Below are 22,231 nucleotides of genomic sequence, written 5' to 3' on the forward strand. Positions count from 1 at the left end.
ATTACCTGATCGATTGTTAAAGAGCGTCTCGCTTGCTGTCGGGGCCGTGAGGCCTCGCCAGCGCCCTGCGAGGAAGGCGTATTCTACTGAAGCGCCGGAGTTTGTCAACTCTCTTCGAGGCCGCCACCGAAATGACCCTGGCATCGAAGACCGGCCTGGGCCGGCGACCGCAAGCCCGCTTGCGGACTTGCTTTCGAGTGGGGCGCATTCTACCGAATCCGCCGCGGGCGTCAAGTGCGAATTTTACGAAGCGAATCGTAAAACTCAAAGCAAGACAGCCACTTACCACTCTTCCCACCGCCTGCAACGTTGCCCGTCGCCGGCAGCGGATGCGTACTTTACGGGCTGCCCAGTAATGACGCAACCCTTTGCGTCAAAAAAATATAGCTCAGGTTTCTGACAGCAGCCATGACTGCGATCAATTTTCTCACCTTCAGACGCAGGTAACGAGATGCATCAGATGATGAAGAGTTCGACGAATCGATGTACCGGCGTGGCTTCCAGCTGTGCTTGATTGCTGCACAACGAGAATATTCGCTCGCAGCGACCGTCGGGGAAGCGCGTGGCCAGGTTGCGCCGAAACTTCTCCTCTAGCATGGGAATGCCTTCGTCGCGACGTCGTCGATGTCCGAGTGGATACTCCACTTCGACGCACTCCGTAGCGCTGCCGTCGCGGAAGAACACCTGGATGGCGTTGGCGATAGAGCGCTTGTCGGCAGCCAGATAGTCTTGGGTGTAGCGGGGTTCCTCTCTTACTTTCATCTTCCCGCGCAGGGTATCTATCAGCGGATGCTGATGATGAAAATCGTCTTCGTAGTGCTCGGCGGTCAGGTCACCAAAGATGAGCGGCACAGCCACCATGTACTGCAAGCAGTGGTCACGGTCCGCCGGGTTGGCCAGCTTGCCCTCCTTGGAGATGATGCGGATCGCCGACTCATGGGTGGTGATGACGATACGCTCGATCTCATCGAGGCGGTCCTTGACCTGGGGATGCAAGCGCACTGCAGCCTCGCAGGCAGTCTGGGCATGGAATTCTGCCGGGAAGGCGATCTTGAACAGGATGTTTTCCATCACATAGTTGCCGAACTCACGCTGGAAGCGAAACTTCCTCTCCCCTTCAGGTTTGATCGCCTGATCCTTGTTGGTCTTCGAGAAGAGCACGTCGTAGAAGCCCCATTGTGGCGCACTGAGCACCCCGGGTATGCCCATCTCACCACGCAGGGCAATATCGGCCAGGCGCACGCCACGAGAAGTGGCATCTCCCGCCGCCCAGCTCTTGCGTGAGCCGGCGTTGGGCGCATGGCGATAGGTACGCAGACTCTGACCGTCAGCCCAAGCGTGCGACAGAGCCGACATCAGTTGATCCCGACTCGCCCCCATCAGATGGGCGGCCACCGCTGTGGATGCCACCTTGACCAGGACCACATGATCCAGGCCAACCCGGTTGAAGGAGTTTTCGAGCGCTAGCACTCCCTGGATCTCATGAGCCTTGATCATGGCCTCGAGGACGTCGCGCATGGTCAACGGCGCCTCGCCCTGGGCGACTCGCTTTTGCGAGAGGTGATCCGCCACGGCGAGAATGGCACCCAGGTTGTCGGAGGGATGCCCCCACTCGGCGGCAAGCCAGGTGTCGTTATAGTCGAGCCAGCGCACGATGCAGCCGGTATCCCAGGCAGCCTTGACAGGATCCAGGCGGAAGGAGGTGCCCGGCACCCGGGCACCATGGGGCACGACGGTGCCTTCGACGAGCGGCCCCAGGTGCTTGGTGCATTCCGGGAAGCGCAACGCCAACAGGCCACAGCCCAGGGTATCGATGAGACAGTTGCGTGCGGTATCCAGCGCCTCGTCGCTCTCGATCCGATAGTCGAGAACGTAGTCGGCGATCATCTGCAGTTCAGGGTCGTAATCGGGACGGACGTTGCGTTCGACGGTGGCGCTCATGCTCCCTCCTGTCGCAGGCTCGATGTCGTCTCCTCACTATAGAAAACGCCCCAAGCCTTGCGACCCGGGGCGAAGCCTATAAGGCTAATGCCTAGAACGAATCGCCGGGCACACGCACCCAGCCTTCCATCAACACCCGGGCGCTGCGGCTCATCACCGCCTTGGTTGCCGTCCACTGGCCGTTGGGCTGAGAGGCTTCCGCCCCCACTCGCAGCGTGCCCGATGGATGCCCGAAGTGAACCGAGTTGCGTTCGCCGCCGCCCGCCGCCAGGTTGACCAGGGTGCCGGGCACCGCCGCCGCCGTGGCGATGGCGACCGCTGCCGTGCCCATCATGGCGTGGTGCAGCTTGCCCATTGAGAGCGCGCGCACCAACAGGTCGATGTCACTGGCCTTGATCGCCTTGCCGCTCGAAGCGACATAGTCGGACGGCGGCGCAACGAAGGCCACCTTGGGCGTGTGCTGCCGCTCGGCCGCCTCGGCAACGTCAGAGATCAGTCCCATGCACACCGCGGCATGGGCGCGAATCGACTCGAACATCGCCAACGCCCTGGTGTCGCCGTTGATCGCCTCCTGCAGCTCGGTACCGCTGTAGCCAATCGCTTCCGCATTGACGAACACGGTGGGAATACCAGCATTGACCATTGTTGCCGAGAGGGTGCCCACCCCCGGCACCTCGAGTTCGTCGACGAGATTGCCGGTAGGGAACATCGCACCTTCGCCGTCGGCCGGATCCATGAACTCGACCGCCACCTCGGCGGCCGGGAAGGTCACGCCGTCGAGCTCGAAGTCGCCGGTCTCCTGCACCTCGCCGTTCGTGATTGGTACACGCGAAACGATGGTCTTGCCGATGTTGGCCTGCCAGATCCGCACCGTGGCCAGGCCGTTCTCGGGGATTCGCGACGAATCCACCAGGCCATTGCTGATGGCAAAGGGACCCACTGCCGCCGAGAGATTGCCGCAGTTGCCGCTCCAGTCGACAAAGGGCTTGTCGATGGAGACCTGGCCGAACAGGTAGTCGACATCGTGCTCGGGGCTTTCACTCTTCGACAGGATCACCGTCTTGCTCGTGCTGGAGGTGGCCCCGCCCATGCCATCGATCTGCTTCTGATAGGGGTCGGGGCTACCGATAACGCGCAGCAGCAAGGCATCACGGGCCGGGCCGGGCTTGCGTGCCTCCTCGGGCAGGTCGTCCAGACGGAAGAAGACGCCTTTGCTGGTCCCGCCGCGCATATAGGTGGCGGGAATCTTGATTTGAGGGACATGTGCCATGAGGTTCATTTCCTGAAGGGAGGAGCGCCCGGCAAGAACCGGGGCGCTCACATTACGCATGGGTCAGGCCGTCGCTTCGGTTTCGGACTCGAGGAAGTCCTGGGCGAAGCGCTGCAGCACGCCGCCGGCCGAATAAACCGTGACCTCCTCGGCGGTATCCAGGCGGCAGATCACCGGCACCCGATCGACTTCGCCGGTCTTGCGATGGATGACCAGCTCGAGGGTCGCCCGGGGAGCAGGCTTGCCCTCCACGTCATAGGTCTCGGTGCCGTCGAGCTGCAAGGTGTGACGCGTGGTGCCTTCCTCGAACTGCAGCGGCATCACACCCATACCGACCAGGTTGGTGCGGTGGATGCGCTCGAAGCCCTCGGCGACGATCGCCTCCACTCCGGCCAGTGCCACGCCCTTGGCTGCCCAGTCGCGCGAGCTGCCCTGACCGTAGTCGGCCCCGGCGATGACGATCAGCGGCTGGCCGCGCTCCATGTAGGTCTCGATGGCCTCCCACATGCGCGTCACCTTGCCTTCCGGCTCGATGCGCGCCAGCGAGCCCTGGATCACGTCACCGTTGTCATCGCGCACCATCTCGTTGAACAGCTTCGGGTTGGCCAGTGTGGCGCGCTGGGCTGTGAGGTGGTCGCCGCGGTGGGTGGCGTAGGAGTTGAAGTCCTCCTCCGGCAGGCCCATCTTCGCCAGGTACTCGCCCGCCGCGCTGTCCAGCAGGATGGCGTTGGAGGGCGACAGATGGTCGGTGGTGATGTTGTCGGGCAGGATTGCCAGCGGACGCATGCCCTTCAGCGCTCGCTCGCGCGCCATGTTGCCCTCCCAGTAGGGCGGCCGGCGAATGTAGGTACTCTGCGGGCGCCAGTCGTAGAGCGGGCTCTTGGCCTGTTCCACCTCGTCGAGGTTGAACATCGGGATGTAGACCTGCTTGAACTGCTCCGGCTTGACGTACTCGCCAACGATGGCATCGATCTCCTCGTCGCTGGGCCACAGATCCTTGAGCGTGACCGGCTTGCCGTCCTTGTCATAGCCCAACGCGTCCTTCTCGATGTCGAAGCGCACGGTACCGGCAATGGCGTAGGCCACCACCAGCGGTGGCGAGGCGAGGAAGGCCTGCTTGGCATAGGGATGTATGCGTCCGTCGAAATTACGGTTCCCGGAGAGCACCGCCGTGGCGTAGAGGTCGCGGTCGATGATCTCCTGCTGGATCTCCGGGCGCAGCGCGCCGGACATGCCGTTACAGGTGGTGCAGGCATAGGCCACGATGCCGAAACCGAGCTTCTCCAGCTCGGGCAACAGCCCGGCCTCTTCCAGATAGAGACGCGCAACTTTCGACCCTGGAGCGAAGGAGGACTTCACCCACGGCTTGCGCAGGAGGCCCAGTTCGTTGGCCTTCTTGGCCAGCAGCCCCGCCGCCACCACGTTGCGCGGGTTGGAGGTGTTGGTACAGCTGGTGATGGCGGCGATGATCACCGCGCCGTCGGGCATTCGGCCAGCCCTCTCTTCGGCCAGCGCCTGCTCGAGGTTCGTGGCGATGCCGCGCTCGGCCAGCGCCGAGGTCGGCAGACGACGATGCGGGTTGGAGGGGCCGGCTAGGTTGCGCTCGACGCTGGAGAGGTCGAAGGTGAGTACGCGTTCATACTCGGCGCCTTTCAGGTTGTCGGCCCACAGCCCCACGGTCTTGGCATAGTGCTCCACCAGCGCCACCTGCTCCGGTTCGCGTCCGGTGATGGTCAGGTAGTCGAGGGTCTGCTGGTCGATGTAGAACATCGCCGCGGTGGCACCGTACTCCGGCGTCATGTTGGAGATGGTGGCCCGGTCGCCGATGGTCAGGCTCTCCGCACCTTCGCCGAAGAACTCCAGGTAGGCGCCCACCACCCGCTCCTGGCGCAGGAACTCGGTAATGGCCAGCACGATGTCGGTGGCGGTAATGCCCGGCTGACGCTTGCCGGTCAGCTCCACGCCGACGATGTCGGGCAGGCGCATCATCGAGGGACGGCCGAGCATCACGGTCTCGGCTTCGAGCCCGCCGACGCCGATGGCGATCACGCCCAAGCAGTCGATGTGCGGGGTGTGGCTGTCGGTGCCCACGCAGGTATCGGGATATGCCACACCGTCGCGCGCCTGGATCACCGGCGACATTTTCTCCAGGTTGATCTGGTGCATGATGCCGTTGCCGGCAGGGATCACATCGACGTTCTTGAACGCGGTGCGCGTCCAGTCGATGAAGTGAAAGCGATCCTCGTTGCGGCGATCCTCGATGGCACGGTTCTTGTCGAACGCCTGAGGGTCGTCGCCGCCGCACTCCACGGCCAGTGAGTGATCGACGATCAGCTGGGTCGGCACCACCGGATTGACCTTGGCCGGGTCGCCGCCCTTCTCGGCAATGGCATCGCGCAGTCCGGCCAGGTCGACCAGCGCCGTCTGGCCGAGGATGTCGTGGCACACCACCCGCGCCGGGTACCAAGGGAAGTCAAGGTCGCGGCGCCGCTCGATCAGCTGTTTGAGCGCATCGGTCAGCAGTTCCGGCTCGCAGCGGCGCACCAGCTGCTCGGCCAGCACGCGAGAGGTATAGGGAAGCGTGTCGTAGGCACCGGGCTGGAGCTCCTCGACGGCCGCACGCACGTCGAAATAGTCCAGCTCGGTACCGGGAAGCGTTTTACGATATTGAGTGTTCATGTCGACGGTCTTCGCGTGGTAGAGGGTAAAGCAGCGTAAAAGGCGGCCCTCAGGCCGCCTTGGATAGGTAGAAGCTCAGTCGCGCTCCTCGATTGGCACCCACTCGCTCTTCTCCGGGCCGATATAGTCGGCGCTGGGGCGAATGATGCGGTTGTTGGCACGCTGCTCGAAGACATGGGCACACCAGCCGGTCACGCGCGAGCAGACGAAGATCGGAGTGAACAGCTTGGTGGGAATATCCATGAAGTAGTAGGCGCTGGCATGGAAGAAATCGGCGTTGCAGAACAGCTTCTTCTCGCGCCACATGACTTCCTCGACTCGCTCGGATACCGGATAGAGGACCGTGTCGCCCACGTCCTCGGCCAGTTTTTTCGACCACTGCTTGATGATGGCGTTGCGCGGGTCGGATTCGCGATAGATCGCGTGCCCGAAGCCCATGATCTTCTCCTTGCGTTCGAGCATGCCCATGATCTTTTGCTCGGCCTCTTCCGGCGACTGCCAGTTCTCGATCATGTCCATGGCCGCCTCGTTGGCACCGCCGTGCAGCGGGCCACGCAGCGAGCCGATGGCACCGGTCACGCAGGAGTGCATGTCGGAGAGGGTCGAGGCACACACCCGAGCGGTGAAGGTCGAGGCATTGAATTCGTGCTCGGCATACAGGATCAGCGAGACGTTCATCACCCGCGCGTGAAGCTCTGACGGTGCCTCACCGCGCAGCAGATGCAGGAAGTGAGCGCCCACCGACTCGTCGTCGGTCTCGGTCTCGATGCGCACGCCGTCGTGGCTATAACGGTACCAGTAACAGATGATCGAAGGCAGCACAGCGAGCAGTCGGTCGGAGACGTCCTGCTGCTCATCGAAGCTCTCCTCGGTCTCGAGGTTGCCAAGCATCGAGGCGCCGGTGCGCATCACGTCCATGGGATGGGCACTGGCCGGAATCTGCTCGAGCACGGTCTTGAGCGCTGCCGGCAGGCCACGCAGCCCCTTGAGCTTGCTGACGTAGGCATCGAGCTCGGCCTGGTTCGGCAGCTTGCCCTTGAGCAGCAGGTAGGCCACTTCCTCGAAGCGCGCCTTCTCGGCCAGCTCCTTGATATCGAAGCCGCGATAGGTCAGGCCGGAACCGGTCTTGCCGACGGTACACAGGGCCGTACTGCCGGCGCTCTGGCCGCGCAGGCCGGCACCACCGATGGGTTTGTCTGACATGTCGTGTCTCCTTGATATGGCGTGTTGTTGTCGGCGTGACTGGTCGGACTCAGGTGTCCGCGCCTTTTTCGGCAAACAGTGCATCGAGCTTCTGCTCGAAAGCGTGGTAATTGAGGAAGTCGTAGAGCTCGTCGCGGGTCTGCATCAGCTCGACCACGTCACGCTGATGGCCATTGTCGCGGATGCTCTGGTAGACCTTGAGGGCTGCAGCATTCATGGCGCGGAAGGCCGACAGGGGATAGAGCACCATGCGACAGCCCACCTCGGCGAGCTCCTGCTGGCTGAACAGCGGCGTGGCGCCGAACTCGGTGATGTTAGCCAGAATCGGTGCATCGACTCGCTCGCAGAACGCGCGGTAATCGTCCAAGGTATGCACCGCCTCGGCGAAGATGGCATCGGCCCCCGCCTCGATGCAGGCATTGGCACGGTCGATGGCGGCGTCCAGCCCCTCCTTCTGGAAGGCATCGGTACGCGCGATCAGGTAAAAGTCAGCGTCGATGCGTGCATCGGCAGCCGCCTTGATGCGATCGACCATCTCCTGCCTGGAAACGATCTCCTTGTTGGGGCGGTGCCCGCAGCGCTTCTGCGCCACCTGATCCTCGAGGTGCACGGCAGCCACACCGGCGCGCTGCATCTCCTTGACGGTGCGGGCAATGTTGAAGGCTCCGCCCCAGCCGGTGTCGATATCCACCAGCAGTGGCAGGTCAGTAGCGCCACAGATGCGGTGCGCGTCCTGGGCCACGTCATTCATGGTGGTCATGCCCAGGTCGGGTAGGCCGAACGAGGCGTTGGCCACGCCGCCGCCGGACAGGTATATCGCCTGGTGACCGACCCGCTCGGCCATCATCGCGGTGTAGGCGTTGATGGTGCCGACGATGGGCAGCGGACGATTGGCTTCGAGGGCGGCGCGGAAACGAGCGCCGGGGGTGGGTTGCGTCATGGTAGGTTCCTCTGTGATCTGCTCGCTGGCCTCAAGCGGTCGCCTCGGCCTGCTCCTTGAGAATCTCGGCATAGCGGTCGGCCACGTTGGCCCGCGAGGCGCTGACGTGGCGGCGCATCAGCAACTCGGCCAACTCGGCATCGCCCGCTTCGATGGCATCGACGATGCGATGGTGTTCGACGAAGGCGCGCTGAGGCCGGGTGCCGCTGGCACTGAACTGGGTGCGATAGAGCCTGACCAGGTAGTAGAGGTCGTCGCACAGCATCGTCATCAGCATGCGATTATGGCTGCCTAGGACGATGCGGTAGTGGAAGTCCAGGTCGCCCTCGCGCTGATAGTAGGCCTCGCCGCTCTTGAGGTCGGATTGACGCTCATGCAGCGCCAGCACTTCGCGCAAGCCGGCGATTTCCTCGCGGGTCATGTGCTCGGCGGCAAGTCGAGCTGCCATGCTCTCGAGCGCCTCGCGCACATCGAACAGCTCGAGCAGCTCTTTCATCGACAGCTTGACCACCCGCGCCCCGACGTGCGGCACGCGCTCGATCAGGCGGTGAGCTTCCAGGCGGCGCATTGCCTCGCGCAGTGGACCGCGGGAAATTCCGTAGGCCTTCGACAGGCCTGGCTCGGTGATCTTGCTGCCCGGTGCCAGTTCGCCGCGGACGATGGCGTCCTGCAGCTGGTGAAAAACCCGTTCAGCCAAGGTCCGGACTTCAGGAGAGGTTTGTTCTGGAGCAGCTGAGTTCATGATAATTGTCGACAATTGGGGAATAAAGTGACTTTAGACATTGCCTTCCCGTCGGTCAACCACCCATTTACTGGGATGCGCTACGCCTTTGGTTGTAAGCTCTGGGAAAAGCATCTTACTTGCTGTCGACAATCTTGACAGCATTGGTGAAAAAAACCATTAGCAGACCAACGCCTCTCACGACAAAATACACTCTGCCCCCTAGAATGGATGGCCGGTTCTGAAAGGCCCCCTCATGAAAGCCAGACTTCACATTACTCCACTCCCCTATCAGGACGATCCGATCGTCTATTTTGGAGCGCTGCGTCAACGTCCGGGAGCCGTTCTCCTCGATAGCGGAAGACCCGTCGCCTCCGGCGGACGTTACGACATCATCTCGAGTGACCCCGTGTCGCTGCTGTACGTCGACGAGCAAGGCAGCGTTCGGGTCGACGGCATCGTTTGCGATCAGCCCAATCCCTTCGTCGCCCAGCAGGCGTTGCTGGACAGCCTCGCTCTCGAACTCCCCGACAGCGACCTGCCTTTCCTCGCAGGCCTGATCGGATACTGGGGCTACGACCTTGGGCGCGCGCTGGAGCCGGTAGGAGCTTCCACAAACCATACGGTGGGTCTGCCCTCCAGCCGCACCGGGCTCTACGACTGGGCCTTGATCCAGGATCATCGTCAGAAGGAGAGCTGGCTGGTCGCCACGCATGCGAGGCGTGAGCAGGTCTTGGGCTGGCTGGACTCACCCGCTTTCACGGGCCCCGAATTTCAGTTGCAGTCTCCCTTCGCCGGAGAATTGGACCGGGCCGGCTACGCCCGCCGCTTCGCCGCCGTGCAGGAATACATTCGCGCAGGCGACTGCTATCAGATCAATCTGGCGCAGCGCTTCAGCGCACCCTATGTCGGCGATCTATGGTCGGCCTATTTGCGCCTTCGCCAGGCAACGCCGACTCCGTTTGCCGGCTACATGGCGTGGCCATCGGACCGGGGTGAACAAGCCATCCTATCGCTCTCCCCGGAGCGCTTCCTACACTGCCGGAGCGACGGTCATGTCGAAACACGACCGATCAAGGGCACCCGTCCGCGCGGGGCCACACCAGAGGAGGACCGGCATCTGGCCGAGGCGCTGAAGGCCAGCCCCAAGGACCGGGCCGAGAACGTGATGATCGTCGATCTGCTGCGCAACGATTTGGGTCGGGTATGCCGGCCCGGAAGCGTGCGCGTGCCGCAACTGTGCGGTCTGGAAAGCTATGCCAACGTGCATCACCTTGTCAGCGTCGTGTGCGGTGAACTGGAGGCGGGGCGACGCCCTCTGGACCTGTTGGCAGCCGCCTTTCCCGGCGGCTCGATCACCGGGGCGCCCAAGGTGCGAGCGATGCAGATCATCGACGAGCTCGAACCGAGCCGTCGCAGCGTCTACTGCGGCAGCCTCGGTTTTGTCGACGTACGTGGCAACATGGATACCTCGATCGCCATTCGCACGGCATTGGCCGACGGTGAACGCCTTCACCTGTGGGGCGGCGGCGGGCTGGTAGCCGACTCCGAGGTCGAGGCAGAGTACGTCGAGACGCTGGACAAGATTCGCCATCTCATGGCGGCACTGGGCGAGCCAAAGCACAAAGTGGAATAAGAAGAGAAATTTTTCTCTCTTTTGGATATATCAATCCAATGAAACGATATTGGGGGCCGATCCGCTGCCTTTGTTAGGGTATGAGCATGATGCCATCAACGACCCTGGAGCCCCCATGGCAGACCTCGACGCTATCAATCAAGAACTCGGCAACGACCCAGATGCTCTGATTCGCTGGGCCCTGGAGCAAGGCCAGCGCCCCATCGTCACGACCAACTTTCGCCCCTTCGAAGCCGTGATTCTGCACATGGTGACGCGCCATCAGCCCTCGATCCCGGTGGTGTGGATGGACCATGGCTACAATACGGAAGCGACTTATCGCTTCGCCGATGCGCTGGTCCAGCGACTCGACCTAAACCTCATCACCTACCTGCCGAAGCGCACCCGAGCGCACCGCGAGGCGGTGGAAGGCCCCATGCCGGGTATCGATGACTCGCGCCATGATGCCTTCACGCGTGAAGTCAAGCTGGAGCCATTCGAGCGTGCGCTGCGCGAGATGGCTCCGGACGTCTGGTTCACTGCGCTACGCGCCGAGGATACTGCAGAGCGCGCCCGTATGGCGCCCCTCAGCAAGAACGCCGATGGTCTGCTCAAGGTCTCGCCGGTGCTGGGCTGGAGCGCCAAGGACATGTACCAGTACCTGCAGCTGCACGACCTACCCAACGAGTTCGACTACTTTGACCCTACCAAGGTGGAAGAGAAGCGTGAGTGCGGGCTTCACTTGCAGCATTAAGCCTCATGGCAAAGTCGCTGCAGATCGCAAGGGGGCGAGTGAAAACTCGCCCTCTTTGGTTTTCTCGCGATGGAGCGCTCTGGCACAACGGCTTTCCTAGCGCACCGGCAACTCGATGTGCTCGAACAGCTCCGCCTCGTGTCGTGGTCCGGCAGCAAGTGCCGCATCGACCAGGTCGCGCTCGAGGTGGCTGGCAAAACCCTTGACGAAGTCGTACATGTAGCCGCGCATGAAGGTGCCGCGACGAATGCCGATCTTGGTCACCGAGCTTTCGAACAGATGACCCGCTTCGAGGGCGACCAGATCGTCGTCGAGCTCGGGATCGTAGGCCATGTGCGCTACGATGCCGACCCCCAGGCCGAGCCTGACGTAGGTCTTGATCACGTCGGCATCGGCGGCGGTGAGCACCACGTTGGGCGTGAGTCCCTTGGCCCGGAAGGCGTCGTCGAGCTGTGAGCGGCCGGTGAAACCGAATACATAGGTCACGATCGGCTGCTCGGCCAGGCGCTCGAGGGTCAGCCCGCCACTCTCCGCCAAGGCGTGGCCCCGCGGCACCAGCACACAGCGGTTCCAGCGATAGCAAGGCAGCAGCACCAGGTCGGTGAACAGCTCCAGCGACTCGGTGCAGATCGCAAAATCGGCCATACCATCGCTGACCATCTGGGCAATTTGCTTGGGCGTTCCCTGCTGCATGTGCAGCGCCACATCGGGATACTTGCCAGTGAACTCACTGATGACCGGCGGCAGCGCGTAGCGCGCCTGGGTATGGGTCGTGGCAATGGACAGGCTACCCCGGCGTTCGTCACTGTGCTCCTGGGCCACCTGCTTGATGTTGTCGGTGAGACGAAGTACCTGGCCGGCCAGCTCGACGATGGACTCACCGGCCGGAGTGACCCGGGTCAGATGCTTGCCGCTGCGGGCGAAAATTTCTACGCCCAACTCATCTTCCAGCAAACGTATCTGCTTGGAAATGCCGGGCTGCGAAGTGAACAGGCTCTGAGCCGTCGCCGACACGTTGAGGTTGTGGCGGGTCACTTCCCAGACGTAGCGTAGTTGCTGTAGCTTCATGATCGACTTGGCTCCCTTACGCCCGGCAAGACAGAGGCAATGGTGATTAGACAACGCTGGCTAATCACGAAATAGCATAACGTTTAACACGTATTCAGGCCATGGGATCGATGCAAACGAAGCAGCTGGGTATCGCACTTGAGATGACGGCGCTTCGCATCACGAGGCAGATCATTGCCTGCCATTTGCCAGACACCCGGCCGGCGGCTAACATCTGCCGACCGGACATGCCGATGCATGTCACCTGATCCGCTCGATGTAGCGCAACGTAACTGGAGATTCACATGGCCAATAACGTCGATGTCACCAATGCCAACTTCGAGCAGGAAGTCCTCAAGGCAGAGCAACCCGTGCTGCTGAAGTTCTGGGCGCCCTGGTGCGGCCCTTGCAAGGTCATGGCCCCGGTGATCGACGAGGTTGCCGACGAACGCTCCGACAGCCTCAAGGTAGTCAGCATCAATGTCGACGATGCCCCCGAGATCGCTGCCGAGCAGGGTGTGAGAGGCGTTCCCACCGTCATGCTGTTCAAGTCGGGTTCAAAGGTCGCTTCCCTGGTGGGCGCCCAGTCGAAGTCGCAGCTGGTACAGTTCATCGACCAGAACGCCTGAGACGACGGGACCAGACATCATCGTACGCGTCGCCCCGGCTTTGGCCGGGGCGCTTGCGTTTCAGGAGGGAGCGGGCCCGGCTCTGCGTCGAGCGGGAGCGACCTCACTTCATCGACTCCCTCATCGGCAAATGACCGCTTGCCCGGCCCCAGCAGGTCGGCAATCCAGCGCGTCTGCGGGTGGCTGTCCAGGGCGATCTTTAGGGTCATGGTCAGCACCACCGAGAGCAGCATACCGACCACACCCAGCAGCCAACCCCAGACCACCAGCGAAAGGAAGGCGACGAAGGCGGAGAGTCCCAGCGCGCGGCCCATCAGGCGAGGCTCCACCAGATTGCCGAGAACGAAATTGATGACCAGGTAGGCCATGGCCAGAGTGAAAGCCTGCAACAAGCCACCGTCCTGGGCCACCAGCAGCAGCAGAACCGGCGGCAGGGCGGCAATGGCCGAACCGATGTTGGGGATGTAGTTGAGAGCAAAGGCCAGCACGCCCCATAGCAGCGGAAACCCCACCCCCGTCACCAGACAGGCCAGCCATGCCATGACTCCGGTGAGCAAGCTGACGAACGTCTTGACCGCAAGATAGCGCTTGAGCGTCTGACTGAACTCGTGGAAACGTTGCAGGCTGGCTTCCGGATTGTCTAGCGCCTGAGCCACCTTGCGCCGAAAGTTCAGCGTCTCGAACAGCATGAAGATGACCAGCAGCGCGACGACCACGCTCTGCATCAACAGGTTGCCCAGCCCCCCCAGAAAAGCGGTGAGCCAGCCGTCCTCATCCTCGGGCTCGACCAGGCCGGCAAGTGTATCGGGGTTGATGGCCAAGCCCATGGCAGCCAGGCTGTCGAGTATGTTGAGGTAGTGCTCGTAGAGGCGCCCTTCGATGCCCGGTAGTGCCTCGATGAAGGTGCCGAAGGCGTTGACCACCAGCAGGCCGATCAGCGAGAGAAAGCCGCCGATCACCAGCAGGGTCACCACCACCGCCGTACGCAGCCCAAGGCCGCAGCGGTGGAGCCAGTGCACCGGAGACGTGCAGATCACGGCAATGAACAACCCAAGCAGGATCGGGACGATTAGGTCGGCTCCGGCATGAATGCCGGCAATGATCACCACCAGCGCCGCCAGGGCCAGCGTCAAGGTGAGCGGGCGACCGTATCGCACGTTGTCATCGCGGTTAAGCATGCCATCTATCCCTGCTTGGCGTGTCCTGCTTATCATGACCCTTAGCGGGCGAGCACACAAACCTGCCGACACGATGACGATGGAATCCGATACCTTCCGTCATGGGTAGGCACCCTCAGCCCAGTCTGACGCGATCTCGCGTAATTTCGCATGCTTAACGCAAGGAGGCCTACCCAATGCCCTCGATTCGTCTTCATTACCTGCTGCTGGGAGGCCTGTTGGCCGCGATCCCCCTCTCTGCGGCTGCCACCACGAACGAAGAATCCCGCGCCAGATTGGATGTACAGGCCGAAGCCCAGCTCGACGTGGCGCCGGATCGCGCGACGCTGAGTGCGAGACTGTGGGAGCGTACGCCGGCCGTGGCGCGCCACGACGACGATACCGGCCCCGACGCCCTGCGTCAGGCTCGTGATCGACTGGAGGAGCGCGCCGCCTCCCTGATCGCCGCGCTGGAGGAAGCCGGTGTGAAGCGGGACGACATCAGCGCCGGCTCGCTCAGCGTGCAGCCCGAGTATGTTCCCGCCCCGCGGCGCAGCGACGCCGATCAGGAAATGCTGATGCGCACCCGGCTCGAGCGACCCTTCCAGGTCCACGTCGACGACCTGGAACGCCTGCCGCGCTTGCTCGACGCCCTGACCACGGCCGGGGTCAACGTCATGGATGGCATCAGCTACGACCTCGCAGATCGCGATGCCGCCACCGACGAGGCACTGGTCATGGCGCTGGAGAAGGCTCGCCACAAGGCTGAGCTGATGGCGCGCACGATGAACGTCACGCTGGGATCGGTGGTATCGATCAGCGAAACGCGCTCTCCCGTTTACCAGCCGCGCATGATGGCAATGAGCGCTGACGCCAGAGAGAGCGCAGGTCAGGCCGAATACCGTCCCGGCACTATCGTCATCGAGGCGGGCGTCAGCGTCAGCTGGGAGATCGAGAATTGAGGGTGGTGACGCCGCCCAGGTAGGGGCGAAGCGCCTCGGGCACGGTGATGGAGCCGTCGGCGTTCTGGTGGTTCTCCATCACCGCGATTAGGCAGCGCCCTACCGCCAGGCCCGAACCGTTGAGGGTATGCAGCAGCTGGGGTTTCTTCTGCTCGGGATGGCGGAAACGCGCCTGCATGCGCCGTGCCTGGAAATCCTCGCAGTTGGAGACCGAGGAGATCTCGCGGTAGGTCTGCTGGCTCGGCAGCCACACTTCGAGATCGTAGGTCTTGGCCGCGCCGAAGCCCATGTCGCCGGTACATAGCGTGACCACCCGATAGGGTAGTTCCAACGCCTGCAGGATCGCCTCGGCGTGGCCGCGCATCTCTTCGAGCGCCGCGTAGCTTTTCTCGGGCTCTACCAACTGCACCATTTCGACCTTGTCGAACTGGTGTTGACGAATCATGCCGCGGGTGTCGCGGCCGTGGGAGCCCGCCTCACTGCGAAAACACGGCGTATGGGCGGTAAGCTTGAGCGGCAGAGCCTTATGCTCGATGATCTCGTCACGGGCGAAGTTTGTCAGCGGTACCTCGGCAGTGGGGATCAGGTGATAGCGGCGCTCGTCGTCCAGCCGGAACAGATCCTCGCCGAACTTGGGTAACTGTCCGGTGCCGAACAGCGAGGCCTCGTTGACCATGTAAGGGACGTAGCACTCCTCGTAGCCGTGCTCGAGGGTCTGCTTGTCGAGCATGAACTGCGCCAGCGCCCGGTGCAGGCGGGCGATCTGACCACGCATCACGGCAAAGCGCGAGCCGGTCAGCTTGACGGCGAGTTCGAAGTCCAGCTCTCCCTTGAGCGCGCCGAGGTCGACATGGTCGCGCACCTCGAAGTCATATTCACGCGGCGTACCCCAGCGGTGCAGCTCGACGTTATCCTCCTCGCTCTGCCCCACCGGCACGCTGTCGTGGGGCAGGTTGGGAATGCCACTGGCCAGCGCCTCCCACGACTCCTGTACTTCCGCGAGTTGACGCTTGGCGGCATCGAGGCGGTCGCCGAGATCACTCACCTCGTCGAGCAGCGGCTGAATGTCCTCGCCGGATGCCTTGGCCTTGCCGATCGCCTTGGAGCGGGTGTTGCGCTCGCTCTGCAGGGACTCGGTCTCGGTCTGCAACTCGCGACGCCGGGATTCCAGCGCCTCGAGTCGCTCGGTGTCGAGGGCGAAACCCCGTTTGGCCAATCGTTGGGCAACCGTATCGAGGTCGCTGCGCAGCAGTTTGGGATCGAGCATGGCATCCGGTCCGTAACAGTCGGTGAATCGGAAAATCGAGCCGTCCATTGTAGGCAAAAGGCCATGAGGGCGCCACGCGCTCACGGCCCGGGATGCGCACCACCGCCCTCTCGCGGTAAAGTAGCGTCACCCCTGCCGCCCTGCTCTTCGGCGGCATCAAACGACCGAATACGACTAGCCATGATCGCCAGACTGGACACCGCCGCCTCTCCCGTCATTAAGGGTTTGGGCGCGCACTACCTGCGTTTTCTCGAGGCACTGAAGGCCGCCGGGTTCGAGGGTGAGATCGCGCCCGACTACGCCAGCCGCACGGTGCTGGCCACCGACAACTCCATCTACCAGCGCCTGCCCCAGGCGGCGCTGTTTCCGCGTCACGCCGAGGACCTCGAGCGCATTGCGCGGCTTGCCGCCACCCCCGCGCATCGCCAGGTGATCCTCACGCCCCGCGGCGGTGGTACCGGCACCAACGGCCAGTCCCTCACCGACGGCCTGGTGGTGGATGTGTCGCGGCACATGAACAAGATTCTCGAGATCGACGTCGAGAAGCGCCGGGTACGCGTCCAGGCCGGCGTGGTCAAGGATCAGCTCAACGCGGCATTGAAGCCTCATGGGCTGTTCTTCGCCCCCGACCTCTCAACCTCCAACCGCGCCACCATCGGCGGCATGATCTCCACCGACGCCAGCGGACAGGGCAGCTGCGAGTACGGCAAGACCCGCGATCATGTGCTCGAGCTCGACACCGTGCTGCTAGGCGGTGAGCGGCTGGTCAGCCGCCCGGTTGACGACACCGAGCTGGAGGCGCTACGCCATCATCGCGGCGTGATTGGCGACGCCTACCGTACCGCCCACGAGATCATCGACACCCAGCGCGAGCTGATCGCGGCCAAGTTCCCGCCGCTCAACCGCTGCCTGACCGGCTACGATCTGGCGCATCTCAGGGACACGGAAGGTCGTCTCGACATGAACAGCCTGTTGTGCGGCTCCGAAGGTTCGCTCGGACTGCTCAACGAGGCCGTGCTCAACGTACTGCCGATTCCCGGACACTCGACCCTGGTCAACGTGCGCTACGCCGGTTTCATGGACGCCCTGCGCGACGCCAAGGCCTTGATGGGGTCTGAGGCGAAACCCACCTCCATCGAGACGGTGGATGACAGGGTGCTTTTGTTGGCCATGGAGGACTTCGTCTGGGACAGCGTGGCGGAGTTCTTTCCCAGTGAGGCGGCCGTCAACCCTGGCGAGGGCGATACCGCAACGGCCGAACGCCAGACGGTGGCCATTCGCGGCATCAATCTGATCGAGTTCAACGACGACGACCCCGAGCGGCTCGCCCAACGAGTCGCCACTTTCTGCCGCCATCTGGAAGCGGATGAGAGCGTGCCGCGCCTCGGCTACACCCTGGCCGAGGGTCGCACTCAGATCCAGCAGGTCTACGGCATGCGCAAGCGCGCGGTAGGCCTGCTGGGCAATGCCAGGGTCGACGAGAAGGGCGAGAAGCGCCCGATCCCCTTCGTCGAGGACACCGCGGTGCCGCCGGAGCACCTCGCCGACTTCATCGGTGAGTTCCGCGCCGCGCTGGACGCCCGCGGACTCAGCTACGGCATGTTCGGCCACGTCGATGCCGGTGTGCTGCACGTGCGACCGGCCATCGACATGAAGGATCCGCAGCAGGAGCGGCTGATCCGCGAAGTCTCCGATGAGGTCGCCGAGCTGACCCACAAGTATGGCGGTCTGCTATGGGGCGAGCACGGCAAGGGCGTGCGCTCCGAGTACGCGCCCAGGTTCTTCGGCGAACTCTACCCCAGCCTGCAGCGGGTCAAGGCCGCCTTCGACCCGCACAATCAGCTGAACCCGGGCAAGATTGCCACGCCGCTTCCTGTTTCCACCCCACCCGAAACCGTGGGGAGCCTGCCCGACGCCGCGGTAGCCTCCGCGGAGGAGCCGGTGAAGTGGGTAGACCCGGGGCTGCTGACCATCGACGGCGTGCCCACCCGCGGCCAGCTCGACCGCCAGATCGACGAGCGCGTGTGGCAGGCCCATGCCGCCACGGTGTACTGCAACGGCAATGGCGCCTGCTACAACTACGACCCCGACGACGCCATGTGCCCCTCATGGAAGGCGACCCGCGATCGCATCCACTCGCCCAAGGGTCGCGCCAGCCTCGTTCGCGAGTGGCTGCGCCTGCAGGGCAACGCCGGGGTCGACCTGGTGGAACAAGCACAGCAGCAGCGCCACGAGGGGGTCTGGGACTTTCTCAAGCGCCTGCCAACTCGGGTGCGCAACACCTGGCGCCGCCGCGACGAGGCCGATTTCTCCCATGAGGTCTACGACGCCATGGCGGGCTGCCTGGCCTGCAAGTCCTGCGCCGGACAGTGCCCGGTAAAGGTCAACGTACCGGACTCGCGCTCGCAGTTCCTAGAGGCGTACCACGGCCGCTACCTGCGTCCGCTGCGCGACTACCTGATCGGCGGCATGGAGTTCTTCGTGCCCTATCTCGCCCACGCCGCGCCGTTGTACAACGCCGCGCTGAATCAGCGCCTGGTGGACCGGCTATTGACGCAGCACATCGGCCTGGTCGACAGCCCCCGTCTCTCGCGCGCACGGCTGGCCAAGCAGCTGCGTGCCTGGGGCGTCGCCGAGGCCACGCCGATCTCGCTGGGCCTGCTAAGCGAGGCGCAGAAGGCCAGAAGCATGGTGATCGTACAGGACGCCTTCTCCAGCCACTTCGAAGCCGAACTGGTGATGGACATCATCGAGCTGCTCTCGCGTCTGGACATCAAGGTCTTCGTCGCCCCCTATACGGCCAACGGCAAGCCACTGCACGTGCAGGGTTTCCTCGGTGCTTTCGAGCGCACGGCAGCGAAGCAGGCCCGGCGGTTGCGCGCCCTGGCCGAGTTCGGTGTGCCGCTGGTGGGTATCGACCCGGCCATGACCCTCACCTATCGCCAGGAATACTTGAAAGCACTGGGACCCCGCGCCGTGCCCGAAGTGCTGATGTTGCAGGAGTGGCTGGTGGCCCAGGGCCAGCGCCTGGTGCCTCCAGCCCTCGCCCAGGAGCTCAAGAAACTCGACGACCCCAACTTCCGGCTGCTCTCACACTGCACCGAGAAGACCAACGCCCCGGGCAGTCCCAAAGCGTGGCAGCAAGTCTTCGCAGCTTTCGATTTCGAGCTGGAACTCGTCGCCACCGGCTGCTGTGGCATGTCCGGCACCTACGGCCACGAGGCGCGTAACCTCGAGACCTCCAGGACCATCTACGCGCAGTCGTGGCAGCCGGTGGTGGAAGACAAGGCGAACCAGGGCCGGCTGTTGGCCACCGGCTACTCCTGCCGCAGCCAGGCCAAGCGAATCTCCGATCAGGCCCTGCCGCACCCTCTGCAGGGGCTGCTCAGCCACCTGCGTCAGCTAAACTGGTAGACGAGCAAGGGCCGGCGAGGCGCCGCCGGCCTTGCTGGGAAACGAGTCGTACCAGCTTTTACCACGCTGGAAGCTTAGGAGGCTGGATGTCCCGCACCCTGATCCTCATCGGCTTGTGCTTCGTCGCCATTGGTCTATTCTGGCCGTGGCTCTCCAAGCTGCCGCTTGGACAGTTGCCGGGCGACATCGCGATTCGTCGCGAGAACTTCTCGTTCTACTTCCCGATCACCACCATGGTCCTGCTGAGCCTGATCATTAGCGGGCTATTGTGGCTGTTCAACCGCTGAAGCATTTTCTTCCGGGGGACGTCTCACGGGCAGCCAGAGAGTGAAGGTCGTGCCCTCCCCAGGCCGGCTATCGACCTCGATTTGGCCCCCATGCTTCTGCACAATGCCGTAGGAGAGAGACAGGCCGAGACCGGTCCCCTGGCCAACCGGCTTGGTAGTAAAGAAGGGATCGAAGATCCGTGACTGCAGCTCAGTTGGAATGCCAGCCCCGTCATCGGCAAAAGCGAGCCAGACCCGGTCGCCTTCACATCCGGTGCGAAGCGTGATGGTGCCGCGCTCTTCGATTGCCTGGGCCGCGTTGACCAGAAGGTTGAGAAAGACCTGGTTGAGCTGGGCCGGCACGCACTCGACCGCAGGGAGCTGGCCATACTCACGTACGACCGATGCTTTGTACTTGATCTCGTTGGCCGCCACGTTGAGCGTACTCTCGAGGCCCTGATGAAGATCGGCGAATTGCCAATCGGCGGCTCCGGTACGGGAAAAGTCGCGCAGATCCTGAACGATGCGTCGTACGCGAGCCGTGCCGTCGATCGATTCGGCAATCAGCGCCCCCACGTCTTCGCGCAAGTAATCCAATTCGAGCTCGACCTTGAGCTGCGCGATCTGTCCGGAAGCTTCTGGCGTCAATGACGGCTCGACCGCTTCATAGACGTCGACCAGGCGCAGCAGATCCTCGATGTATTGCCTCAGGGTGTTGAGATTGGAATTGACGAATCCGATGGGATTATTGATCTCATGGGCCACGCCCGCGGCAAGTTGGCCGATCGAAGCCAGCTTTTCCGATTGCAGCAGTTGGTTATGCGCCTCCTCCAGCTTGCCGATAAGGATGCGCTGCTCCTCCCTCTCGCGCTCCAGCGCCACGAGGGCCTCGCGCCGCTCGCGAATCTCCCGCGCCATGTCCTCCTGGGCCTGCTGCAGGGCACGGTTGATCTGTTCGTTCTCGCGCAGCGCCGCTTCAAGCTCCCTGGTTCGCGCCCGTACCTGGTCTTCCAGCATCACCGCGGTCTGGAAGAGACTGAAACCCGAGCCCCGGATGCTGGTGCTACGCTCGGCACGATCCATCAGGGCTTGCACCATCTTTTGCAGCTGCTCGGCCTCGATCTGTCGCAGCGGCACCGGCGGGGTCGCGACGGATCCCGGCTCTTGCCTCCCTTGCCAGCCGGGCGAATTCCAGCCACTCGCCGAACCACGCATTTCACCGCGCGTGCCACCGCCAATAACGATGCCGGTCAGCGTCTGGTTCATGTGCACGCCACCGTATTGCTCACCGTAGGTACTGAAGCCGACCGCGTTGTGGCGGCCAAGAACCGCCTCAACCGCTGACTTGGTATTCTTTTGCGTCACCTCCAGATTGCGCAAGATACAGTCGCAGGCGAGAACGAGCTGGGGCGGGCCAAGCTCCTCTCGCAGCTGTGCCATCGTTGTCTCCAGGTCCGAGACCAGGTTCATTCCCTGAGCCACGCGCAGAACCAACCCCTCGTCGATGGCACTGTAGAAGGTCAGGCTGCCGTCCGGCCCGGCCTTCTGTATCGAGCGAACATAGTCGGTGCCATCGATCAGCACCACCACCGGTGCGGCGGCAAAATGGTGCGGCTCCAACTCTTCCACCGTGACGCCGATCAGCTCGGCATAGGCCTGGGCAGCAGGGATGCCATTGATCTCGTGGACGATCCGCTGCTCCGCATCGGCCCGGGTGACCACCAAGCGCTCCTCCAGCGACAGAAAGTGCTGGGTCTTGAACAGGCGAAACGGGAAGTCGGTGTTCAGCAGGGTCAGCACGGCGCTGTCCTGGTGGAAGGCGCCGTCATGGAAAACCCAGGTCTGGGCAAAGCACAGATCATCGCCAGCCGAACCGCCTACCAGTACGATATCGCCCATGGCTGTCTGCAGCGTGCGTGCGACCTGTTCTTCACGCACTGAAAGACCATCAACGAGAAGGAAACCAAAGCTGTTGGCACCACTCGGCTTGGTCGCCCGAGCATCGAGGCTTTGCAAGAGGGCGTCGGTGAAGGCCTGGCCGCGAGCGATGCTGAACTGCTGGAGGGCTTCCAGCCTCCCGGTGACCGCCGTACAGCTGCCAGCCGGGAAACTGACACCGGCGAGCGTGTGGTCGAGGTAACCCAAGGGACCGATTTCACCGGCAGTCGTACAACCCACCACCGGAATGTCGCCGAACAGCCGATTCATCTCGTCAGCCAGTGCGGCCAGGTCGTAGTGGCTGGAGCAGAAGAACAGTACCAGCTCGGTATCGGGCTGAAGTAGCTCCTGATGGAACTCGCGAACGGCAGTGCGGGCATCCTCAGCGCGGGTCTGCATGCTGCGAATCCGGCTCATGGCTGCTTCCT

General features: G+C 63.2%; 16 protein-coding genes. 6 read left to right on the forward strand and 10 right to left on the reverse strand.

Translation table 11 applies throughout. The features are described 5' to 3' along the window. Positions 1–456: 456 nt before the first annotated feature. The 6 genes from prpD to KPL81_RS00030 all read right to left on the reverse strand — a co-directional run bounded on the left by prpD (position 457) and on the right by KPL81_RS00030 (position 8,775). Positions 457–1,941, reverse strand: a complete 1,485-nt coding sequence (gene prpD / locus KPL81_RS00005; protein WP_219790189.1) for a 2-methylcitrate dehydratase — start codon at positions 1,939–1,941, stop codon at positions 457–459. A 91-nt stretch (positions 1,942–2,032) separates the two neighbouring features. Next, positions 2,033–3,211 carry a 2-methylaconitate cis-trans isomerase PrpF gene (gene prpF, locus KPL81_RS00010; protein ID WP_219790190.1) on the reverse strand — a complete coding sequence of 393 codons (1,179 nt, stop codon included), beginning with the start codon at positions 3,209–3,211 and terminating at the stop codon, positions 2,033–2,035. Positions 3,212–3,274: 63 nt separating this feature from the next. Further along, positions 3,275–5,890, reverse strand: coding sequence for a Fe/S-dependent 2-methylisocitrate dehydratase AcnD (acnD, locus tag KPL81_RS00015; RefSeq protein WP_219790191.1), 2,616 nt, complete (start codon positions 5,888–5,890; stop codon positions 3,275–3,277). Between the two features lie 75 nt (positions 5,891–5,965). Next, positions 5,966–7,093, reverse strand: a complete 1,128-nt coding sequence (gene prpC / locus KPL81_RS00020; protein ID WP_219790192.1) for a bifunctional 2-methylcitrate synthase/citrate synthase — start codon at positions 7,091–7,093, stop codon at positions 5,966–5,968. A 49-nt stretch (positions 7,094–7,142) separates the two neighbouring features. Continuing rightward, positions 7,143–8,033 carry a methylisocitrate lyase gene (prpB, locus tag KPL81_RS00025; RefSeq protein ID WP_219790193.1) on the reverse strand — a complete coding sequence of 297 codons (891 nt, stop codon included), beginning with the start codon at positions 8,031–8,033 and terminating at the stop codon, positions 7,143–7,145. 31 nt (positions 8,034–8,064) lie between these two features. Further along, positions 8,065–8,775, reverse strand: coding sequence for a GntR family transcriptional regulator (locus KPL81_RS00030; protein ID WP_209473362.1), 711 nt, complete (start codon positions 8,773–8,775; stop codon positions 8,065–8,067). 235 nt (positions 8,776–9,010) lie between these two features. Here KPL81_RS00030 and pabB point away from each other — a divergent pair, with 235 nt between their 5' ends. Then, a complete protein-coding gene (gene pabB, locus KPL81_RS00035; protein ID WP_219790194.1) occupies positions 9,011–10,390 on the forward strand; it encodes an aminodeoxychorismate synthase component I in 1,380 nt (459 codons plus the stop codon). 115 nt (positions 10,391–10,505) lie between these two features. Beyond that, positions 10,506–11,123, forward strand: coding sequence for a phosphoadenosine phosphosulfate reductase domain-containing protein (locus KPL81_RS00040; protein WP_219790195.1), 618 nt, complete (start codon positions 10,506–10,508; stop codon positions 11,121–11,123). Between the two features lie 96 nt (positions 11,124–11,219). Here the strand turns inward: KPL81_RS00040 and cysB are convergent, their stop codons facing one another. Continuing rightward, the gene (gene cysB, locus KPL81_RS00045) at positions 11,220–12,191 is read right to left on the reverse strand and encodes an HTH-type transcriptional regulator CysB (protein WP_209473368.1); all 972 of its coding nucleotides are present in this window, start codon (positions 12,189–12,191) and stop codon (positions 11,220–11,222) included. 284 nt (positions 12,192–12,475) lie between these two features. Here cysB and trxA point away from each other — a divergent pair, with 284 nt between their 5' ends. After that, a complete protein-coding gene (gene trxA, locus KPL81_RS00050; protein WP_219790196.1) occupies positions 12,476–12,799 on the forward strand; it encodes a thioredoxin in 324 nt (107 codons plus the stop codon). 17 nt (positions 12,800–12,816) lie between these two features. On the opposite strand, the gene KPL81_RS00055 is transcribed toward trxA, so the two are convergent. Further along, the gene (locus KPL81_RS00055; protein ID WP_219790197.1) at positions 12,817–13,977 is read right to left on the reverse strand and encodes an AI-2E family transporter; all 1,161 of its coding nucleotides are present in this window, start codon (positions 13,975–13,977) and stop codon (positions 12,817–12,819) included. Positions 13,978–14,153: 176 nt separating this feature from the next. On the opposite strand from KPL81_RS00055, the gene KPL81_RS00060 reads away from it, so the two are divergent. Then, a complete protein-coding gene (locus tag KPL81_RS00060) occupies positions 14,154–14,918 on the forward strand; it encodes an SIMPL domain-containing protein (RefSeq protein WP_219790198.1) in 765 nt (254 codons plus the stop codon). On the opposite strand, the gene serS is transcribed toward KPL81_RS00060, so the two are convergent. Next, positions 14,896–16,185: a serine--tRNA ligase gene (gene serS / locus KPL81_RS00065; RefSeq protein WP_219790199.1), complete on the reverse strand. Its 1,290-nt coding sequence runs from the start codon at positions 16,183–16,185 to the stop codon at positions 14,896–14,898. The two genes, KPL81_RS00060 and serS, sit on opposite strands and share 23 nt — an antisense overlap. Positions 16,186–16,365: 180 nt before the next feature. Here serS and KPL81_RS00070 point away from each other — a divergent pair, with 180 nt between their 5' ends. Continuing rightward, a complete protein-coding gene (locus tag KPL81_RS00070; protein WP_219790200.1) occupies positions 16,366–19,599 on the forward strand; it encodes an FAD-binding and (Fe-S)-binding domain-containing protein in 3,234 nt (1,077 codons plus the stop codon). A gap of 86 nt (positions 19,600–19,685) precedes the next feature. Next, positions 19,686–19,886 (forward strand): DUF2905 domain-containing protein, encoded by a 201-nt coding sequence (locus KPL81_RS00075; RefSeq protein ID WP_219790201.1) that lies wholly within the window; start codon positions 19,686–19,688, stop codon positions 19,884–19,886. Here KPL81_RS00075 and nosP read toward each other — a convergent pair. Beyond that, positions 19,863–22,220 carry a nitric oxide-sensing protein NosP gene (gene nosP, locus KPL81_RS20540; RefSeq protein WP_276314004.1) on the reverse strand — a complete coding sequence of 786 codons (2,358 nt, stop codon included), beginning with the start codon at positions 22,218–22,220 and terminating at the stop codon, positions 19,863–19,865. The two genes, KPL81_RS00075 and nosP, sit on opposite strands and share 24 nt — an antisense overlap. Between the last annotated feature and the right edge of the window lie 11 nt (positions 22,221–22,231).

Source organism: Billgrantia antri (assembly GCF_019430905.1).
GTDB lineage: Bacteria > Pseudomonadota > Gammaproteobacteria > Pseudomonadales > Halomonadaceae > Halomonas > Halomonas antri.

Bases quoted from the DNA above. Each gene is read 5' to 3' on its own strand.
- prpD (WP_219790189.1), bottom strand. From the start codon at position 1,941: ATGAGCGCCACCGTCGAACGCAACGTCCGTCCCGATTACGACCCTGAA.
- KPL81_RS00060 (WP_219790198.1), top strand. From the start codon at position 14,154: ATGCCCTCGATTCGTCTTCATTACCTGCTGCTGGGAGGCCTGTTGGCC.
- acnD (WP_219790191.1), bottom strand. From the start codon at position 5,890: ATGAACACTCAATATCGTAAAACGCTTCCCGGTACCGAGCTGGACTAT.
- KPL81_RS00040 (WP_219790195.1), top strand. From the start codon at position 10,506: ATGGCAGACCTCGACGCTATCAATCAAGAACTCGGCAACGACCCAGAT.
- cysB (WP_209473368.1), bottom strand. From the start codon at position 12,191: ATGAAGCTACAGCAACTACGCTACGTCTGGGAAGTGACCCGCCACAAC.
- KPL81_RS00030 (WP_209473362.1), bottom strand. From the start codon at position 8,775: ATGAACTCAGCTGCTCCAGAACAAACCTCTCCTGAAGTCCGGACCTTG.
- pabB (WP_219790194.1), top strand. From the start codon at position 9,011: ATGAAAGCCAGACTTCACATTACTCCACTCCCCTATCAGGACGATCCG.
- KPL81_RS00075 (WP_219790201.1), top strand. From the start codon at position 19,686: ATGTCCCGCACCCTGATCCTCATCGGCTTGTGCTTCGTCGCCATTGGT.
- KPL81_RS00070 (WP_219790200.1), top strand. From the start codon at position 16,366: ATGATCGCCAGACTGGACACCGCCGCCTCTCCCGTCATTAAGGGTTTG.
- KPL81_RS00055 (WP_219790197.1), bottom strand. From the start codon at position 13,977: ATGCTTAACCGCGATGACAACGTGCGATACGGTCGCCCGCTCACCTTG.
- prpB (WP_219790193.1), bottom strand. From the start codon at position 8,033: ATGACGCAACCCACCCCCGGCGCTCGTTTCCGCGCCGCCCTCGAAGCC.
- nosP (WP_276314004.1), bottom strand. From the start codon at position 22,220: ATGAGCCGGATTCGCAGCATGCAGACCCGCGCTGAGGATGCCCGCACT.
- prpC (WP_219790192.1), bottom strand. From the start codon at position 7,093: ATGTCAGACAAACCCATCGGTGGTGCCGGCCTGCGCGGCCAGAGCGCC.
- prpF (WP_219790190.1), bottom strand. From the start codon at position 3,211: ATGGCACATGTCCCTCAAATCAAGATTCCCGCCACCTATATGCGCGGC.
- trxA (WP_219790196.1), top strand. From the start codon at position 12,476: ATGGCCAATAACGTCGATGTCACCAATGCCAACTTCGAGCAGGAAGTC.
- serS (WP_219790199.1), bottom strand. From the start codon at position 16,185: ATGCTCGATCCCAAACTGCTGCGCAGCGACCTCGATACGGTTGCCCAA.